23 protein-coding genes and 1 other annotated feature are annotated in these 24,144 nt (G+C 36.5%); of the genes, 13 read left to right on the top strand and 10 right to left on the bottom strand.

Features of this window, described 5'->3' with window-relative positions:
• Positions 1 to 29: 29 nt before the first annotated feature.
• Positions 30 to 911, bottom strand: a complete 882-nt coding sequence (locus QNH24_RS19710) for an NAD-dependent epimerase/dehydratase family protein (RefSeq protein WP_283869194.1) — start codon at positions 909 to 911, stop codon at positions 30 to 32.
• Positions 912 to 1,082: 171 nt separating this feature from the next.
• Positions 1,083 to 4,157: a transglycosylase domain-containing protein gene (locus tag QNH24_RS19705; RefSeq protein ID WP_283869193.1), complete on the bottom strand. Its 3,075-nt coding sequence runs from the start codon at positions 4,155 to 4,157 to the stop codon at positions 1,083 to 1,085.
• A gap of 102 nt (positions 4,158 to 4,259) precedes the next feature.
• Positions 4,260 to 4,468, top strand: a binding site (T-box leader).
• 70 nt (positions 4,469 to 4,538) lie between these two features.
• On the opposite strand from QNH24_RS19705, the gene tyrS reads away from it, so the two are divergent.
• Positions 4,539 to 5,807, top strand: a complete 1,269-nt coding sequence (gene tyrS / locus QNH24_RS19700; protein ID WP_283869192.1) for a tyrosine--tRNA ligase — start codon at positions 4,539 to 4,541, stop codon at positions 5,805 to 5,807.
• A 190-nt stretch (positions 5,808 to 5,997) separates the two neighbouring features.
• On the opposite strand, the gene QNH24_RS19695 is transcribed toward tyrS, so the two are convergent.
• The 3 genes from QNH24_RS19695 to QNH24_RS19685 all read right to left on the bottom strand — a co-directional run bounded on the left by QNH24_RS19695 (position 5,998) and on the right by QNH24_RS19685 (position 9,156).
• The gene (locus QNH24_RS19695) at positions 5,998 to 6,807 is read right to left on the bottom strand and encodes a cobalamin-binding protein (RefSeq protein ID WP_283869191.1); all 810 of its coding nucleotides are present in this window, start codon (positions 6,805 to 6,807) and stop codon (positions 5,998 to 6,000) included.
• Positions 6,808 to 7,188: 381 nt separating this feature from the next.
• Entirely contained in the window at positions 7,189 to 8,394 is a 1,206-nt protein-coding gene (locus tag QNH24_RS19690) for an iron-containing alcohol dehydrogenase (RefSeq protein WP_283869190.1), read from the bottom strand.
• A 387-nt stretch (positions 8,395 to 8,781) separates the two neighbouring features.
• The gene (locus QNH24_RS19685; protein ID WP_283869189.1) at positions 8,782 to 9,156 is read right to left on the bottom strand and encodes a hypothetical protein; all 375 of its coding nucleotides are present in this window, start codon (positions 9,154 to 9,156) and stop codon (positions 8,782 to 8,784) included.
• A 169-nt stretch (positions 9,157 to 9,325) separates the two neighbouring features.
• On the opposite strand from QNH24_RS19685, the gene QNH24_RS19680 reads away from it, so the two are divergent.
• From QNH24_RS19680 to QNH24_RS19645, 8 genes are all read left to right on the top strand, one after another.
• Positions 9,326 to 9,913, top strand: a complete 588-nt coding sequence (locus tag QNH24_RS19680; RefSeq protein ID WP_283869188.1) for a TetR/AcrR family transcriptional regulator — start codon at positions 9,326 to 9,328, stop codon at positions 9,911 to 9,913.
• Between the two features lie 2 nt (positions 9,914 to 9,915).
• The gene (locus QNH24_RS19675; RefSeq protein WP_283869187.1) at positions 9,916 to 10,767 is read left to right on the top strand and encodes a CPBP family intramembrane glutamic endopeptidase; all 852 of its coding nucleotides are present in this window, start codon (positions 9,916 to 9,918) and stop codon (positions 10,765 to 10,767) included.
• 91 nt (positions 10,768 to 10,858) lie between these two features.
• On the top strand, positions 10,859 to 11,173 hold the full coding sequence (locus QNH24_RS19670) for a hypothetical protein (protein ID WP_283869186.1): 315 nt from the start codon (positions 10,859 to 10,861) through the stop codon (positions 11,171 to 11,173).
• An 11-nt stretch (positions 11,174 to 11,184) separates the two neighbouring features.
• Positions 11,185 to 11,826 carry a hypothetical protein gene (locus QNH24_RS19665; protein ID WP_283869185.1) on the top strand — a complete coding sequence of 214 codons (642 nt, stop codon included), beginning with the start codon at positions 11,185 to 11,187 and terminating at the stop codon, positions 11,824 to 11,826.
• A 219-nt stretch (positions 11,827 to 12,045) separates the two neighbouring features.
• Positions 12,046 to 13,887, top strand: a complete 1,842-nt coding sequence (locus tag QNH24_RS19660; RefSeq protein ID WP_283869184.1) for a hypothetical protein — start codon at positions 12,046 to 12,048, stop codon at positions 13,885 to 13,887.
• Positions 13,888 to 13,906: 19 nt separating this feature from the next.
• The gene (locus QNH24_RS19655; RefSeq protein ID WP_283869183.1) at positions 13,907 to 14,410 is read left to right on the top strand and encodes a hypothetical protein; all 504 of its coding nucleotides are present in this window, start codon (positions 13,907 to 13,909) and stop codon (positions 14,408 to 14,410) included.
• 639 nt (positions 14,411 to 15,049) lie between these two features.
• Complete coding sequence (gene ltrA / locus QNH24_RS19650) at positions 15,050 to 16,312, top strand: group II intron reverse transcriptase/maturase (RefSeq protein WP_283869086.1); 1,263 nt, start codon at positions 15,050 to 15,052, stop codon at positions 16,310 to 16,312.
• A 124-nt stretch (positions 16,313 to 16,436) separates the two neighbouring features.
• Positions 16,437 to 17,309, top strand: coding sequence for a DUF3775 domain-containing protein (locus tag QNH24_RS19645; protein ID WP_283869182.1), 873 nt, complete (start codon positions 16,437 to 16,439; stop codon positions 17,307 to 17,309).
• A 415-nt stretch (positions 17,310 to 17,724) separates the two neighbouring features.
• On the opposite strand, the gene QNH24_RS19640 is transcribed toward QNH24_RS19645, so the two are convergent.
• The 3 genes from QNH24_RS19640 to QNH24_RS19630 form a co-directional block, all read right to left on the bottom strand.
• The gene (locus tag QNH24_RS19640) at positions 17,725 to 18,297 is read right to left on the bottom strand and encodes a hypothetical protein (protein ID WP_283869181.1); all 573 of its coding nucleotides are present in this window, start codon (positions 18,295 to 18,297) and stop codon (positions 17,725 to 17,727) included.
• A gap of 169 nt (positions 18,298 to 18,466) precedes the next feature.
• Positions 18,467 to 19,177 carry a hypothetical protein gene (locus QNH24_RS19635; RefSeq protein WP_283869180.1) on the bottom strand — a complete coding sequence of 237 codons (711 nt, stop codon included), beginning with the start codon at positions 19,175 to 19,177 and terminating at the stop codon, positions 18,467 to 18,469.
• A 76-nt stretch (positions 19,178 to 19,253) separates the two neighbouring features.
• On the bottom strand, positions 19,254 to 19,388 hold the full coding sequence (locus tag QNH24_RS19630; protein ID WP_283869179.1) for a hypothetical protein: 135 nt from the start codon (positions 19,386 to 19,388) through the stop codon (positions 19,254 to 19,256).
• A gap of 118 nt (positions 19,389 to 19,506) precedes the next feature.
• On the opposite strand from QNH24_RS19630, the gene QNH24_RS19625 reads away from it, so the two are divergent.
• Positions 19,507 to 19,647, top strand: a complete 141-nt coding sequence (locus QNH24_RS19625) for a hypothetical protein (protein ID WP_283869178.1) — start codon at positions 19,507 to 19,509, stop codon at positions 19,645 to 19,647.
• Between the two features lie 612 nt (positions 19,648 to 20,259).
• Here QNH24_RS19625 and QNH24_RS19620 read toward each other — a convergent pair.
• Positions 20,260 to 20,472, bottom strand: coding sequence for a helix-turn-helix domain-containing protein (locus QNH24_RS19620; protein ID WP_008179076.1), 213 nt, complete (start codon positions 20,470 to 20,472; stop codon positions 20,260 to 20,262).
• 210 nt (positions 20,473 to 20,682) lie between these two features.
• Between QNH24_RS19620 and QNH24_RS19615 the strand changes: the two genes are divergently transcribed.
• From QNH24_RS19615 to QNH24_RS19605, 3 genes are all read left to right on the top strand, one after another.
• Entirely contained in the window at positions 20,683 to 21,426 is a 744-nt protein-coding gene (locus tag QNH24_RS19615; RefSeq protein WP_283869177.1) for a helix-turn-helix domain-containing protein, read from the top strand.
• Positions 21,427 to 21,580: 154 nt separating this feature from the next.
• Positions 21,581 to 22,135, top strand: a complete 555-nt coding sequence (locus QNH24_RS19610; protein WP_283869176.1) for a hypothetical protein — start codon at positions 21,581 to 21,583, stop codon at positions 22,133 to 22,135.
• An 83-nt stretch (positions 22,136 to 22,218) separates the two neighbouring features.
• The gene (locus tag QNH24_RS19605) at positions 22,219 to 22,851 is read left to right on the top strand and encodes a hypothetical protein (protein WP_283869175.1); all 633 of its coding nucleotides are present in this window, start codon (positions 22,219 to 22,221) and stop codon (positions 22,849 to 22,851) included.
• A gap of 649 nt (positions 22,852 to 23,500) precedes the next feature.
• Here QNH24_RS19605 and rpsD read toward each other — a convergent pair.
• On the bottom strand, positions 23,501 to 24,103 hold the full coding sequence (gene rpsD, locus QNH24_RS19600) for a 30S ribosomal protein S4 (RefSeq protein ID WP_054770899.1): 603 nt from the start codon (positions 24,101 to 24,103) through the stop codon (positions 23,501 to 23,503).
• Positions 24,104 to 24,144 lie beyond the last annotated feature (41 nt).

Genomic DNA, 24,144 nt, shown 5'->3' with positions numbered 1-24,144 from the left:
TCTAGCAGATTCTTTGTATTGGTCATAGTTTATTGTAGCTGTTTTACCACTGTCTTTACTAGGTCGGGGAGCCAATGATGGAGTTGGCTAAATGTAAATCCAGCAGCTTCTGCCTTTGCATTTGACATATACCAATCTGCTGGAACTCCATAGGGTGACTGTGAATGCTCATCGCTACCAATTAGCGAAATTCTAGCATGGTTTCCACTAGCCTCTTCAATTAGTCCAATTAAATCCTTTAAAGAAATGGCACCTGATGCTGTAGCATTATAAGGACCCTCTATTGGAGAAATACCGGCAAAATATAAAAATGCTGCGGCTTCCTCATCTGTGATGTAACTCATCTTTGCTTCAATATTTGGTAAAGAAATCGGTTCTCCCTTGAGAATTCGTTCCACATGAAAGTGTAAACGTTGTGTATAATCGTTCTCGCCCATAACAATTGGAAAACGCACAGCAACAACAGGGAAGGTAGCCTCTTTGAAAAATAGTGCTTCAGCTTGTCGTTTGCCTTCACCGTAGGAAAAATCTTCACGGTTCCCCATACGAATTTCATAATCATAAGGATTAAAATCCTCTTCCGATTTTACATTGCCGTCTACCTCGTAAGTGGATAGAGTAGAGGTAAAAACGAGTTTTTTTGTTTTACCTTCTAAAATTTCACAGAGTTTTTGAGCTTCATCTGGTGCATAACAAATATTATCAAAGACGATATCCCATGAGGAACTTTCAAGCGCCTGTGCTAACGCTTCGGCATCATCACGATTCACAATTAACTGCTTTACCTGTGCCCCAAAAGGATTACCACTTTGGCCCCGTGTTAATATCGTAACAGTGTGTCCATTTTGAAGACATAGCTCAACAAGCTTTTTTCCAAAAAAACGTGTACCGCCTATTACCAATATGTTCATACTTTTCCACCCCTTATTAGTAGTCCTCTTTATCATGACAAAAAAATAGACTTCCTACAATGCAAAAGTGCTTGTAGGAAGTCTGTTTATTTAAATATTAGTTTGAAAGCTTCAAAGGATGGAACGCTGGCATCATTTTTCAGAAGATGACAAAGCGCTTAGTTAAGGCAATTATTGAGTCGGAGTCTCAGGTGGTGGAGTTGTATTACCGTTGTCTCCTCCATTATTTCCATTCCCGTTGTTTCCAGAGCCATTGCCGTTATTTGAGCTGTTGCCATTATTTCCATTGCCCGTACCATTGCCGTTATTGCCATTATTGCCATTATTGCCATTATTGCCATTGTTTGAGCCGTTGCCATTACTGCTGGAACCATTGCCATTATTAGATCCATTCCCGTTATTACCACCGGTTCCATTCCCAGAGCCATTGCCATTATTGCCAGTACCATCCTCAGGTGGCGTAATTGGAGGAATTGTCTCTTGATCGCCCTCTTGATCAGGTTCATCCTCACTTCCTCCAGTTGAAACCACATTTGATTGTGGAGAGGTTAAACCTGTGATATCTACAGCAACAACAACGTAGGCTTGTCCACTTGCAACTGTTATGCTTTGAGTTGATTCAAGCACTGAATTGACAAGCGTATGACCACCGTTTGTCACATTATATATTCGGTAACCAACAACATCATTGGAAGAGCCAGACCAAGATAATGTGTTGCCATTAATCGATGCAGTTACTGCTGCTGGTGGGTTGCCATCTGCTGGGAAGTCAACCGCTGAAACAGATGAATTCGATAATGTCGAATTTTTAGGTAGTAGACTAGCAGGGTTACCACCAAGTCGTCCAAGCATGCGTTTTATAAATGCTTGATTAATACCTGCGCCACCTGTTTTTACAAATTCCGGCGGTGTGCTAGGGAGAGCATTATATGTTTTCCCTTTGATCGTTACAACACTTGAAGAAGCAAGGCTATCATCAGGTTGGGAAGGTAAAAAGACTTTTGCGTTAAACAAGTCAGATCGCACAAGTCCAGCGCTCGAACATGCTGCTGAAGGTGCTAAGCCAGAAATACCACAGAATGAAGCAGACACAACATTTTTTGGCTGCTTAAATCTTGTTTTAGGGGCTATTAATTGCGGATCAACATCATAGACCGAATTCATTAATGTTCCCCATAGCTTGTTTATGCGCACACTAGGCTGCAAATACGTATTGTTAAATGCATATAAAGTTTTTTGTTTATCATAGCCCAACCATACACCCAATGATACATTTGGGTTATAGCCAACTAGCCATACATCTTTATACTCTTGTGTAGTACCTGTTTTTGCAGCGAAATCGGCAGAGAATTTTAGCGTGTTTTTTGCCATTGTACCTGTTCCCTTTGTTAAAACATCTCGTAGCATATCTGTAACGATATAAGAGGTTTCAGGACTGTAAACTTGTACAGGTTCAGCTTCATGTTTATAAACGATATTTCCCTCTTGATCCTCAATTCTATCTATCATGTAGGCATCAATGAACTGACCACCATTTGCAAAGGTTGCAAAGGCATTTGTATTTTCTTCTACAGTTGTTCCTATTTCTAATGCGCCAATTCCTGTTGAAAGGTTTGTATAATCATTAGGGGCTAATTTAGTAAAGCCCATTTTTGCTAAGTAATCAGCAGGACGTTTATTAATAATATCATTGTATAAACGTAAGGCTGACAAGTTTTGTGAGTCTGCTAACGCTTCACGTGCAGGAATTAAGCCACGCTCATCACTTGTAATATAGTTTTTAGGACTCCATTTGCCGATAGAGAATTTTACGTCAACTAATGGACTACCTGCGCCAATTACACCATATTCAATAGCTGGTGCATAAACAAGTAATGGCTTCATTGTTGAACCGTTTGGGCGGAATGCCTGTGTTGCATGGTTTACTTCAGTTGTTTTAAAGTCACGACCACCTACAAAGCTTAAAATACGGCCAGTAGTATTTTCAATTAAAATACTTCCTACCTGTACTGGCATTTCTACATCTATTTCTTCACCTGTTACAGGATCTTTATCTTTTCCTGTATACGTATGACCATAATATTTAAAGTTTTCTGCTGCTTTTTGCATGGCATCGTACATATCTTTATTGATTGTTGAATAAATACGATAGCCTTTAGAGCGGACATCACGATCTGCTAGAATCTTGTACTTATCTTTTAATTTTTCTTCATTCTTTAAGCGTTCAGGATCAATTCCATCTTCCGCTGCTAGTTTTTCAGCAATAATATCTGTTGCCCGACTTTCCAGCTCATATGTTAACCATGGATAGCGGTCTTCTGGGCGCATTTCAGGTGAACGGAAGTCTGCTTTGATGTCATAGTTTAGTGCTGTTTGATACTGAGCTTCATCAATGTAACCTGCATCCTTCATACGATAAAGGACGGTTTTCATACGATCAATGCCAGGTTGAAGTGCTTCTTCACTTTTAAGTACACCTTTATTTGTAAAAGGTGTATAGGCAAAAGGTGCTTGTGGAATACCTGCTATGTACGCCGCTTGAGGTAGCGTTAAATCTTTTGCTTTGACACCAAATATACCTTCAGCTGCCGTCTCAACTCCTGCAATATTTCGCCCTGACGCATTACGACCATAAGGAATAATGTTTAAATAGGCCTCTAAAATTTCATCCTTTGTCATAAAGTGCTCTAATCGCATAGCAAGTAAAAGTTCTTTTGCTTTACGTTCATAGGATACTTCATTTGTTAATACTTGGTTTTTTATAAGTTGTTGTGTTAATGTAGAGCCACCTGTTTGTGTTGCAGAGTTTGTAACATCCTGAAGCAATCCTCGAATAACAGCCTTTGGCACAATCCCATTATGCTCACGGAAGTATTCATCTTCTGTTGCGAGAACGGCATTAATAACATCAGGTGACACATTATTAAGTGTTGTTTCACGACGATCTAAATCAGTTCGCAATTTCCCGATATAAATATCATTGGCAAAATAAATCTCACTGGTAGAGTCATAGTTAAAAATAAGCTCTCGTAAATCTTTCTTAGAGCGTAAAGGTTCTTCTTTTACGAGAGAAGCAAAATAGCCGGCACCCACTGAACCGGCAAATACAGTGCCTACCAATGCAAAGACTAAAAATAGTAAAAATAAGTTCCAGGTAACACTACCTGAAATACGTAATCTCTTCATCCATTTTTGTTGAATTAATTCATCGATCTTTGCATTGATTTTCTCAATCCAATCTTTCAATGTATCGACCTCCTAAAATCTTGTTTATTATAGCACATATTGATTTGGCTCGAACATAGTTATTGACAATCAAAAAGAATCGTATAGAATAATGCTTATAGTTTTCTAGTGAAGAAGAGCTTGCAGTAGTTTCTATATTCCCTGTTTAGAGAGCCAGCGGTTGGTGAAAGCTGGTCATAGTGTAGAGATGAATTACGTGCTTGGAGCTTAGACGTGCGCGCCTGCGATAAAGGCGGTTGAATGAAGTGGAAGATGGATGACATCTTCAAGCTGGGTGGTACCGCGTTAATTTACAATTTAACGTCCCTGCATGCAATTGTTTGCGTGTAGGGACTTTTTTGTTCTCCCTACACGAGATATTAAAACTTAGGAGGAATAAAAATGACGAACGAATTATTGCAAGATCTAGAATGGCGTGGGCTGCTATATCAACAAACCGATGCTGAAGGAATGGCTAAACTTTTAGATGAACAGTCGGTTTCATTATACTGTGGTGTTGATCCAACTGCTGATTCTATGCATATTGGACATATTGTCCCTCTTTTAACGCTACGCCGCTTTCAAAAAGCTGGTCACCGTCCAATTTTGTTAGTGGGTGGGGCGACAGGTATGATTGGTGATCCATCTGGTCGTTCAGAGGAACGTCAATTGCAAACGGTTGAACAAATTGATAAAAATGTTCAGGGTATTCGTGGGCAATTAGAGCGTATTTTTGATTTTGCTGAAGATGGCAATGGCGCACAATTAGTGAATAACCGTGACTGGATTGGCGAAATGAACACGATTGAATTTTTACGTGATTACGGGAAATTAATTAACGTTAACTACATGCTTGCGAAGGATACGATTGCATCACGCCTTGATACAGGGATTTCATTTACTGAGTTTGCGTATACTTTAATTCAAGGTATTGATTACAATCATTTATACAACAATTACAACTGTCGTATTCAAGTAGGTGGCTCTGACCAGTGGGGGAATATTACAACAGGTTTAGAAGTGATTCGTAAAACACATGAGGAAGAAACGAAAGCTTTTGGTATAACAATTCCTTTAGTAACGAAAGCAGATGGTACAAAATTTGGTAAAACAGCAGGTGGCGCTGTATGGTTGGATGGCAAAAAAACATCTCCATACGAGTTCTACCAATTCTGGATTAATGCTGCGGATGCTGACGTTGTAAAATACCTAAAAATCTTCACATTCCTTTCTCGAGAAGAAATTGAAGCATTAGCTGTATCTGTAGAAGAGGAACCTCATTTACGTAAGGCACAAAAAGCACTAGCTGAAGAAATGACTCGCTTAATTCATGGTCAAGAAGCATTAGATCAAGCCATTCGCATTACAGCTGCATTATTCTCAGGAGATTTAAAAGCACTTTCTGCTGAGGAAATGAAGGATGCTTTTAAAGATGTTCCTTCTATTGAAATGGCAAAAGAAGATAAAAACATTGTGGACTTACTGGTGGAAGCGGCTATCTCACCTTCAAAACGTCAAGCTCGTGAGGATGTTACGAATGGAGCAATTAGTGTGAACGGTGAAAAGGTCACTGATTTAGGTTATGTAATTGATGGGAAGGATCGTTTAGAGGACGCATTTAGCATTGTACGTCGTGGGAAGAAAAAATATCATATGGTGAAGTTTGTTTAATTAAAAAATAATCAAAACCCTGAAAAAGTCGATTTGCCACAGAAATGTGATGCAAATCGACCTTTTTTTATCGTTCAGTTGAGGATTTGGATTAATTATTTTTTCATAATTACTGTACATTCTTAAGCGTCACGTTTTAAGCTTTGTAATACACCAGTTTTCCCTGTGCCCTTCAGAAGGATATTTTGCTTTAATTATTTAAAAAAATTGGAAGTTCTACATCTTCATAATTCTCAGGATGAAGCAATTTAGCTAGCTTTAATGCTCCCTCTAGTAGACGCGGGGATGGGCGACAATAAAGCCATTCCTCCATCACATGAAGTTGTTGTAATTGAACGGCTTGTAGCTCCTGCGCATGAGGACGTTTCAATAAATTTGCTGGTTGAATTCGCTCAAAGGCTACACCTACCCAAGCCATCAAAATATAGTCAGGATTACGTTGTACTACATCTGTCCAATCAGTTTGCACATTAGCTAATGCTACATCCTGAAAACAATTTTGACCACCAGCAATAGCACTAATTTCAGTTAGCCAGTTTAATTTCCCAGCAGTAAAAATAGGATTTGGCCACCATTCCCAATAAAGGGTAGGTCTTTTAGCAACTGTTTGAGCAATAGAACGTAAGTGTTCAATACATTGTAAATAACTCTCAGCTATGTTTTTAGCGCGGCCCTCAACACCACATGCTTTGCCTAAAGTATGAATATCCTGTGCAATTTCCTCTAAGGAATTAGCATTAAACACAATATGTGGTATATTTCTAGCTTGTAATGCTTCAATATTCTTTTCCATGCCAGGGACACTTAAGGATGCGAGTACAAGATCTGGTTGTAGTGCCTCTAATGCATCCATATTAATCGATAAATCTGGTCCGAGCTGGGGCAAGTCTTTCACTGCTAATGGCCAATCAGAAAAATCATCAACACCAACAAGCTGATCCAGCAAACCTAAATACGCTACAAGCTCAGTATTACTAGGACAAATTGAAATTAAACGCATATCCCTATACCCCCATTGTTTTTAAGAAAAGTATAGCGAGTATAGGCGATACACACAATGAGCAAATGCTTCAGGGTTTTTTCGAGCTCCCTTGAAAAGCTCCCCTTCAACATCCGCTGTGGCTTTAGGTCAACACAGTCGATCCCTCCAGAATGTGATGATCTTTGCCTGAGTTTCTCTATTTCAACGGACGTTTGTTATCCTGCTGAATAGGGGAAAAATTGTATTTATCTCGTTGTCTATAGAGGTGGGGGTATTATGTACCTAATGCTTCGCTTTCAGTATAGAAACATTTTTTGCTGTCGCTGCGCTTTCACACGGTAAATGCTAAATCGAGATAAATAAAGGTATGCCTGCAAGAGACATACCGAGTAATTGTTTTTATGAAAGTGCAACAGCTTCCAGTGATTCTTCTTTTTTCGTTACTGGACCCATTGCATTTGTAATAATTTGTTTAATATCTTCTAACGTTGCTTTACGTGGGTTTGTTGCAGCGCAAACATCTAACATTGCGTTTTTCGCTAAAATTTCAATATCTTCGTCCTTCGCACCTAACTCACGGAAGCCACTAGGGATATTTAAATCATTTGATAATTTTTCTATAGCTTCAATCGCCTTTTCAGCAGCATCACGTTTACTTAGTCCCTCAACATTTTCACCTAATAACTCAGCAATTGTTGCAAAACGTTCAGTACGAGCTGTTAAGTTGAAGCGGCAAACATGTGGCAATAAAATGGCATTACATACACCATGTGGAAGGTTATAGAAGCCGCCTAATTGATGTGCAATGGCATGTACGTAACCAAGTGAAGCATTGTTAAATGCCATACCCGCTAAAAATTGAGCATACACCATCTGTTCACGTGCTTCTAAATCCGCACCATTTGCATAGGCACGCGGCAAATATTCTGGAACTAACTGAAGTACCTTTTCAGCACATGCATCCGTAATTGGTGTTGCATTTGTCGACACAAATGATTCGATTGCGTGTGTTAAGGCATCTAAACCAGTTGCTGCAGTTAGAGCAGGAGGTAAGCCAATCATTAACTCTGGATCATTAATAGACAAAAGCGGCGTAACATGTTTGTCCACAATCGCCATCTTCACCTTACGAGCAGTATCCGTGATAATCGTGAAACGAGTCATCTCACTAGCTGTACCAGCAGTCGTATTAATTGCGATTAATGGTACTAGTGGGTTTTGTGATTTGTCAACGCCTTCATAATCATGAATACGTCCACCATTCGAAGCAATAAGTCCGATACCTTTCGCTGCATCGTGGGCACTTCCTCCTCCAAGAGAAACAATAGAATCACAGTTTTCTGCATGATACACTGCAATACCATCTTCAATGTTCTGATCTGTTGGATTTGGTTCTGCTTTCGGGAAAATTGCTACATCAATTCCAGCAGCTGTAATGATGTTAGCAATTTGTTCAGAGAGACCTAATTTGTGTAAGCCCTCATCTGTTACGATTAATGTCTTTTTCACTTCTAAATCATTTAAGCGTTTACCAACTTCTTGAATTGCTCCAGGTCCAAATAAGTTTGTTTTCGGCATTACAAATTGCTTTAGAACGTCTGACATATTTCCAACCCCTTTAAAAAAATTGTTATTGCTTGAATGATGGTGAACCATCTTTCGAAATTCATCGTATTCTATTTTTTATGAAAGTTCAACTCATATTTTTGTTAAAATATCCCCGTTTTACCAAGTTGTTATTTTACAAAAAAGATGAACCATTTTATTGATGGCTGTACAATTGGATTACCTAGGGATATTGATTTTAATACACTTTTTAAATGTTTTTTTATAAAAGTAAAATATATTTTTTGAGGAATTGGTTCTAAAATCAAGCTGGAATACATAGTAAAAAACTGATATTTTATATTGATTATAATGATAGTGTTTAAGTTGTTTTTCCTTATGCAATTACTATTTTAATGTACATAAAATTGTCATTATTTAGATGAATTAATGGTTATTTTTTTGAGCTTTAAAAGTTGTAGTCAATGCAAGTAGTAAATATAGAACAATTGTATAGAGGAATAATCCACACATATAAAAAATTGCTGTTGTATTTGTATGAATAGGTGGATTTCCACTATGAGCGTTGATATGGTATTCCTGTTGTTTAAAGCCAAACCAAATACCTGTTAATAGGAGAATCAAAAATATAACCGCAAATAGCGTCTTTTTATGGAAAATGAGCCGCATTAGATTTTCTCTGAAAAGCGTTGAAAAAGAGCAGGGATGTTCAAAAGGTTTATTCCTATCAAATGGAACAATGAAAAATGTCATTAGTCCACTATAAATTAAGATCAGCATAACTAATTCATCAAGCTTCATATTATCCTCCTTTTACTTTGAATATTTCCTACATTTGACTTATTTCAAACAAAAAAGTTCCATTAGCTTCTTAAAAAATTTTTCGTTTAGTAGATATTTTTGCAGGGATTTTTAAATATTCATTGAATATTATTTCAATGAATATATTTTTAATGAAGGGGTGCTTACAATGTCATTACGACATGAACAGAAGGAGCAACGAAAGGCCGTTATTTTAACATCTGCACTGGATTTGTTTATAAGGAAGGGATATGGGGAAACAAAGGTTGCCGATATTGCCAAAGCTGCTGATATGAGTATAGGATTGCTTTTTCATTATTTCGACTCTAAGGAAAAACTTTATGAAGAGCTTATTCGAATAGGCTGTGACCGACTTAAAATGGATTTTCACTTTGCTGATGAATCACCATTGGACACGTTTAAGGTAGTTGTTGAGGAGTTATTTAATATGATTTGTACAAATCCATCTGCTGCAAAAATGTTTGTATTGATGGAAAATGCCCAGCATCTTGAACACTTATCAGAGGATTTAAAGGAAATGCTTTCTGAGGCAGACAAATTGATAGAACGGAGTATCCCTTTAATTGAAAAGGGACAATTGTTAGGTGAAATCAGGCAAGGGAATCCAGAAGCCCTTGCAGTGTCATTTTGGTGTTCTATACAAGGAATTGCTCAATATATTGCGTTACATCCAGAAACGCCTTGTCCTAATCCTATGTGGATTCTTTCGATACTTGAAAACAAGGAGGTTAATTGAAGATGAAAACATCCCGGAGAAACATAATGATCTTTATTGTTGTTGTGTTACTGTGTGGTTGGTTTGGTGTTTTAGTGGATAAATTGATTCCAGAGCAGCCTCAGGGAGATACTCTTGGTATGGGAATTTGGCTCATATCTCCGCTGCTTGCAACCATCCTGTTACGTTCCTTTGCAGGAGATGGCTGGCGGGATATAGGCTTATTGCCTAATTTTAAGGGCAATTTAAAATGGTATGTCATTGCACTTTTCATTTATCCAGCAGTCACAACTTTAGTACTTTTAATTAGCTATGTATTCAACTGGATGGACTTTTCAGCCTTTAATCTAAGCACTGTATTATCTGTGTTTCTTAGTGGATTACTTATTCAATTCGTTAAAAACTTTTTCGAGGAATCCGTATGGAGAGGTTATCTGACAAGTAAGCTTTCAAATTTAAAGTTGAATGATTTTTGGCTCTATCTAATTGTTGGTGGTGTTTGGGGTGCATGGCATATCCCGTACTTTCTTGTGTTTTTATCAGAGAGTGATATCATCAGTGTACTTCCTGTCAATAGATGGCTATTTACAATAATAGGTATCGTCACGATGATTTGCTGGACAGTGATGTACACAGAAATTTACTTAATGACAAGGAGTATATGGCCGCTTGTCCTTATGCATATGACTGAGGATGCACTTGTTAATCCACTTATTCTCGATGGCTATATCAAACTTGCTCAGGGAAAAGAATTTCTCGTTTCCCCATCTGCAGGGATTTTAACTACTTGTCTATATCTCGTAGTTGGATGGTTATTGCGGGTGAAACGAAAAAAAATGAGGAGCGGGTATGGTGCGCAATCAGTTAATTTCTAAAATTGATAAGGCATTGTTGTAGTTAAAACACTTACTTCGGTAGGTGTTTTTGTGAAAGTGTTGAAAAATGCGAATAAGAAGTGGTGAGGTCATGTCATTTTGGTTAAAAGATTATTCGATTCTTCTAAATAAGTTGACCTATTTACAGTTTAAGCTTACAGATAAAAAGCTTTCTTCAACTGAGAGAACTGCTACAGAAGGAGAATTACGATATTGTTTAGACAGGAAAGAACAATTTGAAAAGTTAGTTTCTAAATTCGATTCTATAGAGCAAAAAATCCTTTACGAGAAATATGTGAACAGTAAAACACTCGTACAAATTGCACACGAATTAGGATACTCCGAACACTATATCCACAATAAGTATTCTCAAATAAAGCGATTGATTAAATTCAGTGAAAGTTGAGGTGATGTTCTATGAATCTAGCAATGATTAGTGAAGAATTTGGAGAGCAAATAGCAGCCATTACAGTTGGAACAAGGTATGAAATAAGTAGTGAATCGGATAACGATATTCCAGTGATGGAGGCACGGATCCGTAACACCATGTATTGCTTGTGGAAGGATGCTACGTCAAAAGAGTTGGCCAAGTATTTAGAGCGATCAGCGGAACAATACTTTCAGGAATTGTATGAGTTTTCATACGGTGTTACCTCTTATGATGACGATGTAAGTATAACTAAAGGAACCGAACGACTCGCTTTAATGATTATTGCAGAGAAAGAGAACAGGAAACGTCAAATAGACCGCTTAGAGAGGGCATACAAGCGTTTTTGCTCTATCTTGGATGTTTTACCTACACAAGATGTGGAAGTGCTAAAACAATACTTTATAGAACGTAAAAAGGTTGATTATGAGTTACTACGTGGAGTTGTGAAAAAGCATCTTACATTTATTGAGGCATACTATGATAAAGACACAGAAGCAGCGGAGCAACGTTCAAAAGAAATCTCTAATGATATTGAAGGACCAGCACCAAAAGCCAAGCCTATAACGGTGCAACAACTGAAGAAGAATAAGAAAAGAGCAATGAAGCAATTGAATAAATTGTTTATATAGACACTTACCTTTGGGTAGGTGTTTTTTTATTTTCAGATAAACTGTCAGATCAATCATTATGAGTGTGGTCTTTTGTTATTTTAGTGTGGGAGCCTTCCACAATTTATAAATTAAGCAATTCGAATTACATTAATTAAGGCATATTTCCTTAGATTATATTTCTTGCAAAGTATTTATATGGTAACTTTGGTATATAAAAATATATCTAGGGAGGAAATCATGCGTAAGTTACCTTTAGTAATTATTTTCTGTTTAATTTGTTCTTTAATTTTGCCACCTTCGGCTTTAGGGGCAAATACAGAATATGACCATGCAGCATTAATGGAGTATGAGGGATATGGGCAAGCAATCTATGAGACATTGGTAGAGGAGACAGCTTACATAACAGGGCAATATACGAACAATAAAGAATATGTCAACAAATCAGTTGACCAATTAAAGGACTATGCAAAATTTTGGTGGGGAGAAGCTAAAGAGCTAAATCATGCTAGCTTGCAAGATGTTGTCTCAGCTGGCGGAGGGTATTTTTTGACGATTGGTGATTGGTTTAAAAAGACATTTGGGGATTATGGTGATAAGTATTATCCGCCTATATATAATGACCTTAGTAAATATGTAGTTGTGAGTGATAAATGTCCGTCACAAATGACAAGATGCAGTGAATTTAGAGTTAAGTTTGGTTATGTACTTGTGATTAATGGTACTACTAAGATTCGTTACGACGATGGTGTAGTTGCTTTTGATTATTTGGTATCTGGTCGTGCAGATAATAGTGGATTTGGTAGATTTATCATTACAGCTGGTAGTAGGTATTTTTATGATGGCGATACTATTAATTTTTCTCCATCTACTTATAGTTTTTTTGAGCAAAATCAATTAGGTTATGAATACTATAGAGGCGATTTTGGTAAAGTTATACCAATTATGAATCTTTTTGGCGTATCTGCGCACTTTGAGACAGATGACAGTGTAGTCATAATAGATGACAAACCTAATGACGATTTTGACAGGTTTAAAAAGTATGTCGATGAAAAACTAGACAAGATAGCTACACCTCAACCAAAACCTTATCTAGTGTGTCCTAATGGCACTAAGATTCAGATGTCTGTATCAGGTAGCACCTTCTTGAATTCTGATGGTACAGTAACGGTAGTTAATAAAGACGGTACAGCACAAGTAGACAATGTAACCTGTCAGCTAGGATGGGAAAAACCAGAAGTTAAATATATAGATGATCGAGCTGTTATTCAAACACCAGATGGCAAATGGCAAGATGCTGAAACTGGAAAAGCTATTGTTGAAAAAGAACCTGAACCTGAAAAACCAACAGAACCAAGCAACCCAAGCTGTAATGATTCAGATAATATGGAAGTGGATTCAGGACAGTGTGAGGGCGTACCTTACTTTGGCTCAAAGCTGGAGTTCATTTTCGGGAATGCAACGGGTAATAAAAACCATATAGATCGTTCCCTTGCTATGGAACTGCAGCTAAATAACATTGGCATTTTTGACGATGCAAAAGGCAAGAAACTTGTACTCGATAATTTATCTAATACTTTTGATGATCCTACGAGTATTCGAGAGACACTAGATAATGGTCGAGTAGTTAGAACGTCTGTCCTTAAGGGTCCAAATGGTGATTTGAAAGTTGAATCAGTGTGGGATAAAGAGAAATTAATATCCGTTAAGCTTGGTGAAGATGTTGTTAAGGAGCCTGAAGATGGTACAGTATGGGAATATATAAATATTACTCAACCATTTTATGATGGTACAAAAATACCGAAATCATTTGAATTAGAAGCAGACGGAGAAAAATTCTGGGTACATCCAAACGGAACAAAACATATGGTCGAGTATATCACAAGAGATGCAACTACACATGGTATGCCGATAAATAGCCAAACTTTATTGACCAGTTTCCATAATTCTGTTAAAGGTGCAGTTAAGGAAGGCATTAAATATGAAGAAATTATGAATATAGGCAATTGGGAGTTAATATTTAGTAAGCCACGTGAAGATGGATTACTACCAGTAATAAAGCATGCCGTTTATATGCCGTAGCTTGAAGGAGATATGTTTTATGTTACAAGTAATAGAGTACGAAGAGAGACAGACTGTAAATATTGAATTTGATTTATATATACCGATTAATATAGAATTCGGTACTTGGAATATTACAAAGGAACCAACAATATATTGGCGAACTGGGGATTTTAAGAAATCTTTAGTTGAAATAGGAGTAGGGAAATATACAGGTAAAATTCGTTCCATTACACTAACTTTGTGTGAGCATGTACACCATACGGAAAATTTCAATTTTAAAGATATTAATTATATTGAAGGTTTACCTATTTTTCAAATTGAAGAATCTATTAATAAGACATATATGGATGAAAAGGGCAAATTGAATGTTTATATAGGAGATGATAAAGTATTGATATCATTTTCAGAAAATGAAATTATGTCAATTGTACAAAATGATAATGTAGGATTTGCTATAGACAACGATAAAATGGTTTGTGGCATTATAATTAGTAGTATAGTAGAACATGAAAAGAATTTATTAAAAGATGCATTGAAATAATGTGATGATTAATAAAAAAGACCACTCTTATGGGTGGCAATAAATAGGCATTATCAAAACACTTACCTTTGGGTAGGTGTTTTTTTAAGTGCGCCCGGCATGCGTATGAACTATAGGGTGCAAGTCCCGAACCCCGAAGACAGAAGTAGAGGTTAGCCAAGAGCAAGGGTGTCCGTGGCGACGCGGAATCTGAAGGAAGCTGGAGGCAAAACACCGGTCCGAGGAACACGAATCTCATAGAAGGCTAGGTATGATTGGATGAGTGTGCTTAACAACACAAAGTCCTTTCTGTCGAAGGTCATATCGAGTAAATGAGGCGGATAGATGGTGTGAAAGTGCATGCGCTTACCCGGGGAGGTCTGATGGAAACGCAAAGTACACTTTGTAACCTACTTAGCGATAGGTAGCTGAACCATCAGAAGTCAGCAGAGGTCATAGTACCATTCACTTCTAGAATGAAGGGGAAGGACCGAACAATTCGGAGAAAATAGCCCTTGGCATGCAGTTTTCTATGATAAACACAGAAAATCCAAAAGGACCGACTTAATGGAGGTAATGGTGAATCCCATGAGGGACATTGAGCGGGTGCAGTAGAAACTGTTATAAAAAGACAAGCTATTCACGGAGGAATCGAACGAGATGTTAATGAATCAAATATTATCACGGGAGAATCTGCTTCTCGCACTCAAACGGGTGGAACGAAACAAAGGGAGTCATGGAGTAGACAAAATGCCCGTAAAATTCCTACGACAGCATGTAGTCGAAAACTGGCTAACGATTAAGAAGCAAATTCTTGAGGGAACCTACCAACCACAACCAGTCCGCAGAATCGAAATCCCGAAACCTGACGGCGGTGTGCGACTATTAGGAATCCCAACCGTGACAGACCGACTCATTCAACAGGCGATTGCCCAAGTGCTATCCAACCTATACGACCTGAACTTCTCGAATCATAGTTACGGATTTCGACCAAAACGAAGTGCTCACGATGCAATCCGAGAAGCCAAAGGCTATATAAAAGAAGGATACCGCTGGGTAATAGATATGGACTTAGAGAAATTCTTCGACAAAGTAAACCACGACCGTCTAATGAGTACATTAGCGAAGAAAATTTCTGATAAACCTCTACTCAAGCTGATTCGTAGATACTTACAATCGGGTGTCATGATAAATGGTGTCGTTTATGATACAGATGAAGGAACACCCCAAGGGGGTCCACTGAGTCCACTCCTCTCAAACATTGTCCTGGATGAATTAGACAAAGAGATAGAGAAACGTGGTCATAAATTTGTCCGTTACGCCGATGACTGCAATATTTATGTGAAAACAAAACGAGCAGGAGAACGAGTGATGGCAAGTATCAAAACCTTTATTGAGAAGACGCTACGATTGAAAGTAAATGAGAAGAAATCCGCAGTGGCTCGTCCTTGGCAACGTAAATTCCTAGGATTTAGCTTTACCTCCCGCAAAGAACCACAAGTTCGAATTGCGAAAGAGAGCATAAAGCGAATGAAGAATAAAATTCGGGAATTAACAGCTAGAAAGAAGCCATTTCCAATGGAGTACCGAATTCAACAATTGAATCAATACTTAATTGGGTGGTGTGGCTACTTTGCATTAGCGGATACGAAATCAGTATTTGAATCACTGGATGGATGGATTAGAAGAAGACTTCGCATGTGTTTATGGAAGAATTGGAAGAAGCCTCGTACGAAAGTGCGCAACCTCATTCGCTTAGGAGTTCCAGACTGGAAGGCTTACGAATGGGGCAATACTCGCAAGAGTTACTGGCGTATTTCGAAAAGTCCAATATTACACAGAACCCTTGGTAACTCTTATTGGAGTAACCAAGGGCTCAAAAGTCTGCAAGCTCGTTATGAAATCTTGCGTTATTCATCTTAATTGAACCGCCGTATACGGGTCCGTACGTACGGTGGTGAGAGAGGTCGGGGGTTAGTCACCCCCTCCTACTCGATTTGTTAGATATTGATATATAATAATAGTAAGTGGATAGGGAGGGATATAAATGAATTATTCTCATTTTATTAATGTCACAAAAAAAGTGTATCAACTCGCTTGTAATAGACAGACCAGTAACAGTGTTGAAGCTATTCAACAATTAGAAAATTATATGTATCAACTAACATTTGATGAAATAAAGTTTATTCAAACAATAATGTATTTAGGAAGAGATACAAAAGATGAAGAACGTTTGAAATATTCTAATAGGGAATTATTTGAGAGCCAAAAACGTTATCTTGAAAGGAAATCTTGGAGTAAAAGAGAGCTAGAAGCTGATCATATTATTGCAAAAACCCCTTTAGATGAGTATCTTCAAAAAGGCTTAGAAATAGTAAAAAATCTTGATACTCAACTAAGTTGTGATAATAACAATTTAAACATTGAAAATGAACAAATACATGTAAACAACCAAAAGGAGGCTAATTATATGTCACAATACTATAAAATCGAAGTGGTTGGCGCGAGATTTGTAAACTCATATTTAGAAAAAGGATGGGTACTTATAGATACAACTAGGGAATTATCAAGTTATGGAGAGATATCCGTTTCATATCATATGGGATACCCTATCAATTCTTATATCGCTGATTTAAAGGGGATAATAGATAAATATGAGGAATTAGAATTATTTGAAGAACTTAAGAAGCGACTGTGTGAAAAAGAAGGATTAGATCCACAAGGTTTAAGGGAAGAATCGTTTTATTTGGGGAATCACCCCAAAAATGAAACAGTAAATTTTTTAAATAATTATGTAAATGTATTAAAGAATAAAAATGGCAACTATATATATGTTGATCCTTCAAGCGAGAAAAAAGAAGAATCTAACATCAAAGAAACTGCATCTGTAACAGTAGATGAAGATGATTTACCATTCTAAAATTAAAGCTACATCTTACATGGTGTGGCTTTTTATTATGTGTTTGTAATTAAAGAAAAATGCTTTTATGTATTTTGTTAATTAAACCGTATGACAATGCCTTTTCTTTTAGCATTGTCACCTTCTTAATTAGAAGAAGATTTTTTCAAGTACGAAGAAAACCAAAAGTAATTCAGAACAAGTGAGCTCTAATTCAACTTTCATATTCTCACCACCTTTTTATTCAGTTAAAAAATATTCTGTGCGGTGAGGGTAAATTATATTCCAACTATGAAAATAATTGTGGAGAGATGAACAATGTTTGAACAAATGGAGGAGGTGTTGCTACTTTAGTTATTAATTTGCTGATAGCAAATTAAAATTTATACTAAAGAAATGGCAAACAAAAAGCCACTCATTTGAGTGACTAAAATTATTACTTCAACCTTTCTGTTATAACTGCTACAGGGAAATAAGGCGAACCAATTTCATTCGTTTCTTTTTCGGATATATTCATAGATACCGTTCCGACATCAACATATTCAATTGTTAATGTGTTCCAACCTTCCTCTAATAGTAAATCATCAGCTACGCTACTATAACTTGTTACAGCCATGTTTTCTGCTGGTATATTGAATCTATTAGGTCCTAATTTTATTACTGCTTTAATCTCATCATTTTCGATAGTTAAACTAATTAATTTATCATTCTCACCAAGCCAATCTTCGACTATTTCTTTCACTTCACTTACAGCAATTTCTTTATTTACTTTGTCTCCAGTTTCATCTTTGGCTTTCTGCTCAGCAAGAGCCTTTTCCTCAGCTTCTTTAGCTTTTCGTTCTTCCTCTTCTTTCGCCTTTAACTCAGCATCTTTTTTAGCTTGTTCAGCCTCTTTTTCTTTAGCTTTATCTAATTCTTCCTGAGCAGCATCTGTTTTTTCAGCTTTTTCCTCACCACAAGCAGCAAGTAGTAATGCTGACATAGCTCCTATGTATAATAATTTTTTCATTAGCTCATTCCTCCCTCTATATTTCCATTTTAGGTAATTAGAATCCAAATGAACATAATAAAAAACAGACAACTTTGTTAGTTATCTGTTTCCTCATCTATACTTTGTAGCAACTCACCTAAGTTCTTTACATCCAGGGCTACCATGATTTTCTCAAGTGCTCCTTTGATTAATCTTGAATAGTAGTTAAAATTCCATCTTCAAAATATAGATATTTATAATCTTCATAAATCCATTGTTCACTTACACCATATGTAGTAGTTGTTCTGTTAATATCTATAGGTTTACCCCATCCGTCTACCAAAACTTCTTCTTTTGTCATTCCAATGTAAACTGCTTTAGGATTCATAGTTCTCTTATTAATTTTAAATTCAAGTTCGCTTTTTTTAAATTCAAGTTCCCTTTTTTCATCTTCTGCTTCGTATATAGCTTGATTTTCTTCTGATTTCTTAATCCACTTTTCCTCTTTCTCTTTTGCAACAATTATTAACTCATTAACTTTTTCTTTAATCTCATCTGGTATATATTTTATCTCTTCAAGTTTCTTAAGTACGTATTCATATTTTAATAGAGTTGCAGATGTGAATACCCTCGGTAGGTTTTCGTCTACACCATTGAATTTTTCAAATGCTAATCCAAGATTATTATAATCTTGTTGTATTTCGTTTGCTTTTCCTTCTGTTTTAGTAATTAGAGTATCGAAATCGTCATTTATAACTAATTGAATATATTCTTGTTCTTCTGCTGTAATTTCACGACTATATGCTTCTACTATTTCACTATCTGCATTTACCTTATCATTATCTTGTTTTTCTTCACCACATGCACCTAAACCTAAACTTAAAACTAACGCTGCACTAAATACTAATTTTTTCTTCAATTTTACATCCCCCTCTATATTTCCATTTTAGGAAATTGAGAGTTAAAAGTATATACAAAAAAACAGACAACCAATATTAGTTATCTGTCTCACGATCTGTACTGGACTGTTTAGCCTGTTGTTCAATAACTTCCTCAAAAGCTGCTTTAATTTCCTCAATCGTATAACCAGCTTCCAGTAATTCTTGAGTTGTTTGTTCTAGTTTGTTCATTTTGAAATCCCCATTTATATTTTATCTATCTGCAACATTAATAATATTGAAGTTTGCTAGAAATATCAAAAGAGTCGTATTCACAGGGGCATATAGTAAGGCTTTGGAGCGTACCAATATGAAGTCTAGTAAATCATCACATATAGAAGAAACTCCTTATAAAGAACGTCCAGTACCTTTCTATAACTGGCTAAAGGAAAGAGATAGTTTCTCAGAAATATGTAGTGGACCAAACATAGAAAATTGGCTTGAATGGTAAATGGAAATATTTGTTCAAATTATTTTTTTATTAGGTATTATTAAACGAACAGGGCGAGTTTGTTGAATAAAATTTTGTAAATGTGAAGGAGAGGAATAATTTATGTTATTTATGCTTTTGCTTGTCATACCTTTATTAGGAGTTTTATGGTTTTTAAATTTTACTACTTTATTGAAGAACTTAAAGAATGGAAAAAGTACTCATAACCAAAACGTTTTAGGAGCAGTCTTAACTTTTATTTTTATCTTAGCTCTAACGTGCTGCTATGCTGGAACCCACTGAATAAAAAAGATTGTGAAACCTTGCACTTAAATTAACAGAAGGCTTCAGATGAATAAATAAAAAAGACCACTCTGTGATGGGTGGCAATAATAGTTGATATGCTAGTAATGTCCCACTGCAATGTCTTACCGTTGAAATGCTTAAATCCTTTGTGTGAGTAAGTATGAATCAAGCAAATTCAAATCTTAATCATTATTTCTTTTAATCTTTTAAAACATGCTATTAATAATTAATATATATAATCAAGCAGCTACAGAAATGTGGTTGCTTTTATTTTGGACAAAAGAAAAACACTTTCAGCTGCACGATGAGCCGGAAGTGTTTTCTTGTTTATTCTTTATTCGATTTTACATGAGAGATTATATCCTCTACCTCGCACTCTAAATAATCACATAATTTGTCTACCACACTCATGGAGACATTTTCTCCTTTTGCTAACTTAGCCATTGTTGCTGGAGACAATTGAAGATCCTTTTTTATTTGTTCTCTTGTTACTTCTTTGTCGATAAGTGTCTTAAAAAACGGTTTGTAATCGAATGACATAACATAAACCCCTTTCTGTAAATATTATAAACTAAAAGTTCATGAAGTTAAACTTTTTATTCATAAATAGTTGACTTGATGTTTATTAAGTTGTATTATTAGTTCACAAAGTTGAACTTATAGTTTAGGAAGTGTTTGGAAGACCATCAAAGGTTAGTCGGTGAATGGACAAGAAATAGCCGACAGGTTGCTGGGAAAGGGGGGATAACGATGGCATTTAAATACTTAGCACAATATACAACATTCGATTCAATAGCCGATATGGACCAGCATGTGAAGGAGCATCTCCAGCAACACTACTATGATTTAACAGAATCGGAACGTGCCATCGTTTTCAAGCTTGCTTCACACTCTCTTAATTATCCTGGAGTGTGTCACCTGAAAGCTTCCACAATTGCTGAGAGCTTAGAGATCAGTACAAAGACGGTTTATCGTGCTATCAAGAAATTAGAATCACTAGGTATTATCAAGAAACAAACAACTACTAAGGAAAAGGGAGGTAGAGGCGCAAACATCTATATTATTTTGCCAGTCCAATCTGAAACATTTGAAAGTCATTATGAGCCTTTTGAGGTTGTTCCATTACAAGAAGTCTATAACCATGTTCATGCTGATAGGAAAGCATGCAAAGAATTTATGAATGATTATCAAGTGATGTTATATGACTTTATGTATTTGTTACCTCTTCCGGATAACTTTAAGGATGATCTGCATAAAGTGGTATTAGCATCTAATGTAAGCAGCATTCAAGAATTCATAAAGGCAAAGAACATCATTTTTAAAATGGCCAACGATATTAAAGATGGTGTGCTGACGGTCACTAAAACAATACGAGCCATATTCATAGGGGCTCATAAGAAGGCATTACAACGTAGAGATAGACATACACCAAAGATAGTTCAAAAGCATGTAAATGAGCCTCCAGTGCCTTTCTATAACTGGCTAACTGAATGAGATGGACCATCAATATTATTTTAATAAGAAAGGAAGTGAATGCAAATGAAAGTAACGGTTAAAGAATGGTGTGTAATGTCTGATCATAACAAACAATTACTTTTGAATGCAGTCGCAACTAAATAAAACATAGACGAAAAAGGAGAATGAAAATATGCAGCAACATACACAGCACACATTAGAAACAGTTGTTCAAGAAAATAGCCACAGTGTTTATGGATTATCAGCGCAAATGATTCAATTAGAAGTAGTACAAGGTGCTGTAGCGCAATTACTAAATAAACTTGATGAAATAACGGAAAACGGTTGGCATGAGGATAGGGGAATGGCTTATATGTCTATTTTACAAATTCAAGATACAGTTCGTTTAATTGATATGGCTTTCCATCCATTGTTCAAAAATATTACAGAAGAAGTTAATACCCTTAACATACATGCAGATGAATTATATCAGATAGTGGTTAGAAGTGAATCAGAGCAATCGACTGATGCAGCTAATAAACTTGATATCAACAGTAAGGTAGGTTGGAACGCTTTTGCCATGGAAGGCAACATAAAAACATTCACTAAAGAATTTGGTAGAGAACCAGAAAGCTTTGAGGAAGTGTTAACGTATATTACTGAAACAGTAGCGAAAGTTGTGTGGAAAGGCGAGGAAAATAAAAAAGCCACTGCTGGAACAGTGACTCAAGAAAATATCGCAAATTGACTATATCAAAAACAACGAGCAGCTTCAACCATTATTGTGGCTGCTTCTTATTTTTAAAATCATATAAACAGGAGTGATGAAACATGCAATACGTGCCAGAAACACAATCAATAGAAGAAATGAATAAACATAGAATTTATATAAAAGCTTATATCCGCTCATTAAAAGCATGTCCGACAGAAGAAGGGGCAGACCAATCAAAGCACATACCAAAGATTGTGTATTATGGGGTGAAGGCAGTTGGCACATACCCAAAATTAATTACTGCAGATGAAGCTAAAACTTGCTTTGAGTTTATATCAGGCTTAAAGGGGATCATGGGTCTCTTAACGCTGCATGAGTTTATGAATCTATTTCCCATTGAGAAGGTGTATGACGGTGCTAAATATGAAATGAAGGACTACTATTCAACAATCGAAGCCATCAACGAATTAAAGCTAAAGCCACATGAAAAAATAGGTGAAAACATCCTGAAACTAATCATGGAATATATGAATCGTGACATTATGGATTTTGCTGTACAAGGCATGGTAGCCATGAGTGCTATGAGGCGTTTTGACGGTCATTTAAACTTGATGGAAGAGTTTATGGCTTCACAGGGCATGGACACCGAGAACACGTTCAGAAACGGCAAAGGCGAGGTAATGTATGTAAGGCATGGCAAGCCTATCAAGTTGAAGCTCAACAAGAAGCAGCATTTGCATATTGTTAAATAGGTCATGAGAGCATCCACAAAAAAGAGTGTGGGTGCTTTTTGTTTTGAATGATTATCGGAAATTTAGATGAGCTGAAAATTCAGCCTATCATTATTTGTCTTTAGATTTAGCGATTAGTACAAAAAGAATATTACAGTGAGGGTAATAATTTAGGTGAGGGGAATTTACCCCAGTCCTCAAATGAGGAGTTAGGAGGTGAACGCAATTTTGCTTTGAGTAAAATGAAAATTAGAGATGAGCTCAAAATTGCGCCCATCTCATAGAAAAAACTTATCAAGGCTATGGAAGAGCTACATTATTTTCATTGTTAAATTACCAAACGCTTGGGAATTTGTCTTCCATAGCTTATTGGGGAGGGCTTTTATACTAGAACAAAATCCAATTTTGGATTCTGCTCAATTTGGTCTTGTCTCCCTAAAGGACAAATAAAAAAGATTGAAGCATTAGCCTCAATCTAAATAACTCACACATTTCTATACAAGCGCCGCCAAGCTTATTTTTATAGTTAGGGTTCAACCCTAATCAAACCCTAGCGAAAAGAATTTTAATGCGTTTTAATGCAAGGTACGATAAAAGAAAAAAGCCTCGGAATCCTTGAATTAACAAGGTTTCTAAGGCTTTTTGTGTTGCTAAATGCAACGAATTTTTATTAACGAGAGTAGAACTCTACGATGAATGCTTCGTTGATTTCAGCTGATAATTCAGAACGTTCTGGAAGGCGAGTGAATGTACCTTCTTTTTTGTCAGCATCAAAAGTTAAGTAATCAGGTACGAAGTTGTTTACTTCGATTGCTTCTGTTACTACAGCAAGGTTTTGAGATTTTTCACGAAGAGAAATCGATTGACCTGGTTTTACGCTGTATGATGGGATATCAACGCGTTTGCCATCTACTAAGATGTGACCGTGGTTTACTAATTGACGTGCACCACGACGAGTGCGTGATAAACCTAAACGGTAAACAAGGTTATCAAGGCGAGTTTCAAGAAGGATCATGAAGTTTTCACCGTGTACACCTTTCATTTTACCAGCGCGGTTAAATAGAGTACGGAATTGACGTTCGTTCATGCCATACATGTGACGAAGTTTTTGCTTCTCTTGAAGTTGTAAACCGTATTCAGATAATTTTTTACGTTGGTTAGGACCGTGTTGACCTGGTGCGTAAGGGCGTTTTTCGATTTCTTTACCTGTACCGCTTAGTGAGATACCAAGACGACGTGATAATTTCCAAGATGGACCTGTATAACGAGACATAATGTTGTCTCCTCCTTTAAATTTGGTTTTTTTGTTGTAAA

It is taken from the genome of Lysinibacillus pakistanensis (assembly GCF_030123245.1).
GTDB classification, from domain to species: Bacteria; Bacillota; Bacilli; order Bacillales_A; family Planococcaceae; genus Lysinibacillus; species Lysinibacillus pakistanensis.
Note: the sequence above shows the minus strand (reverse complement) of the source record. Positions and strands in the feature narration are given on the sequence as shown.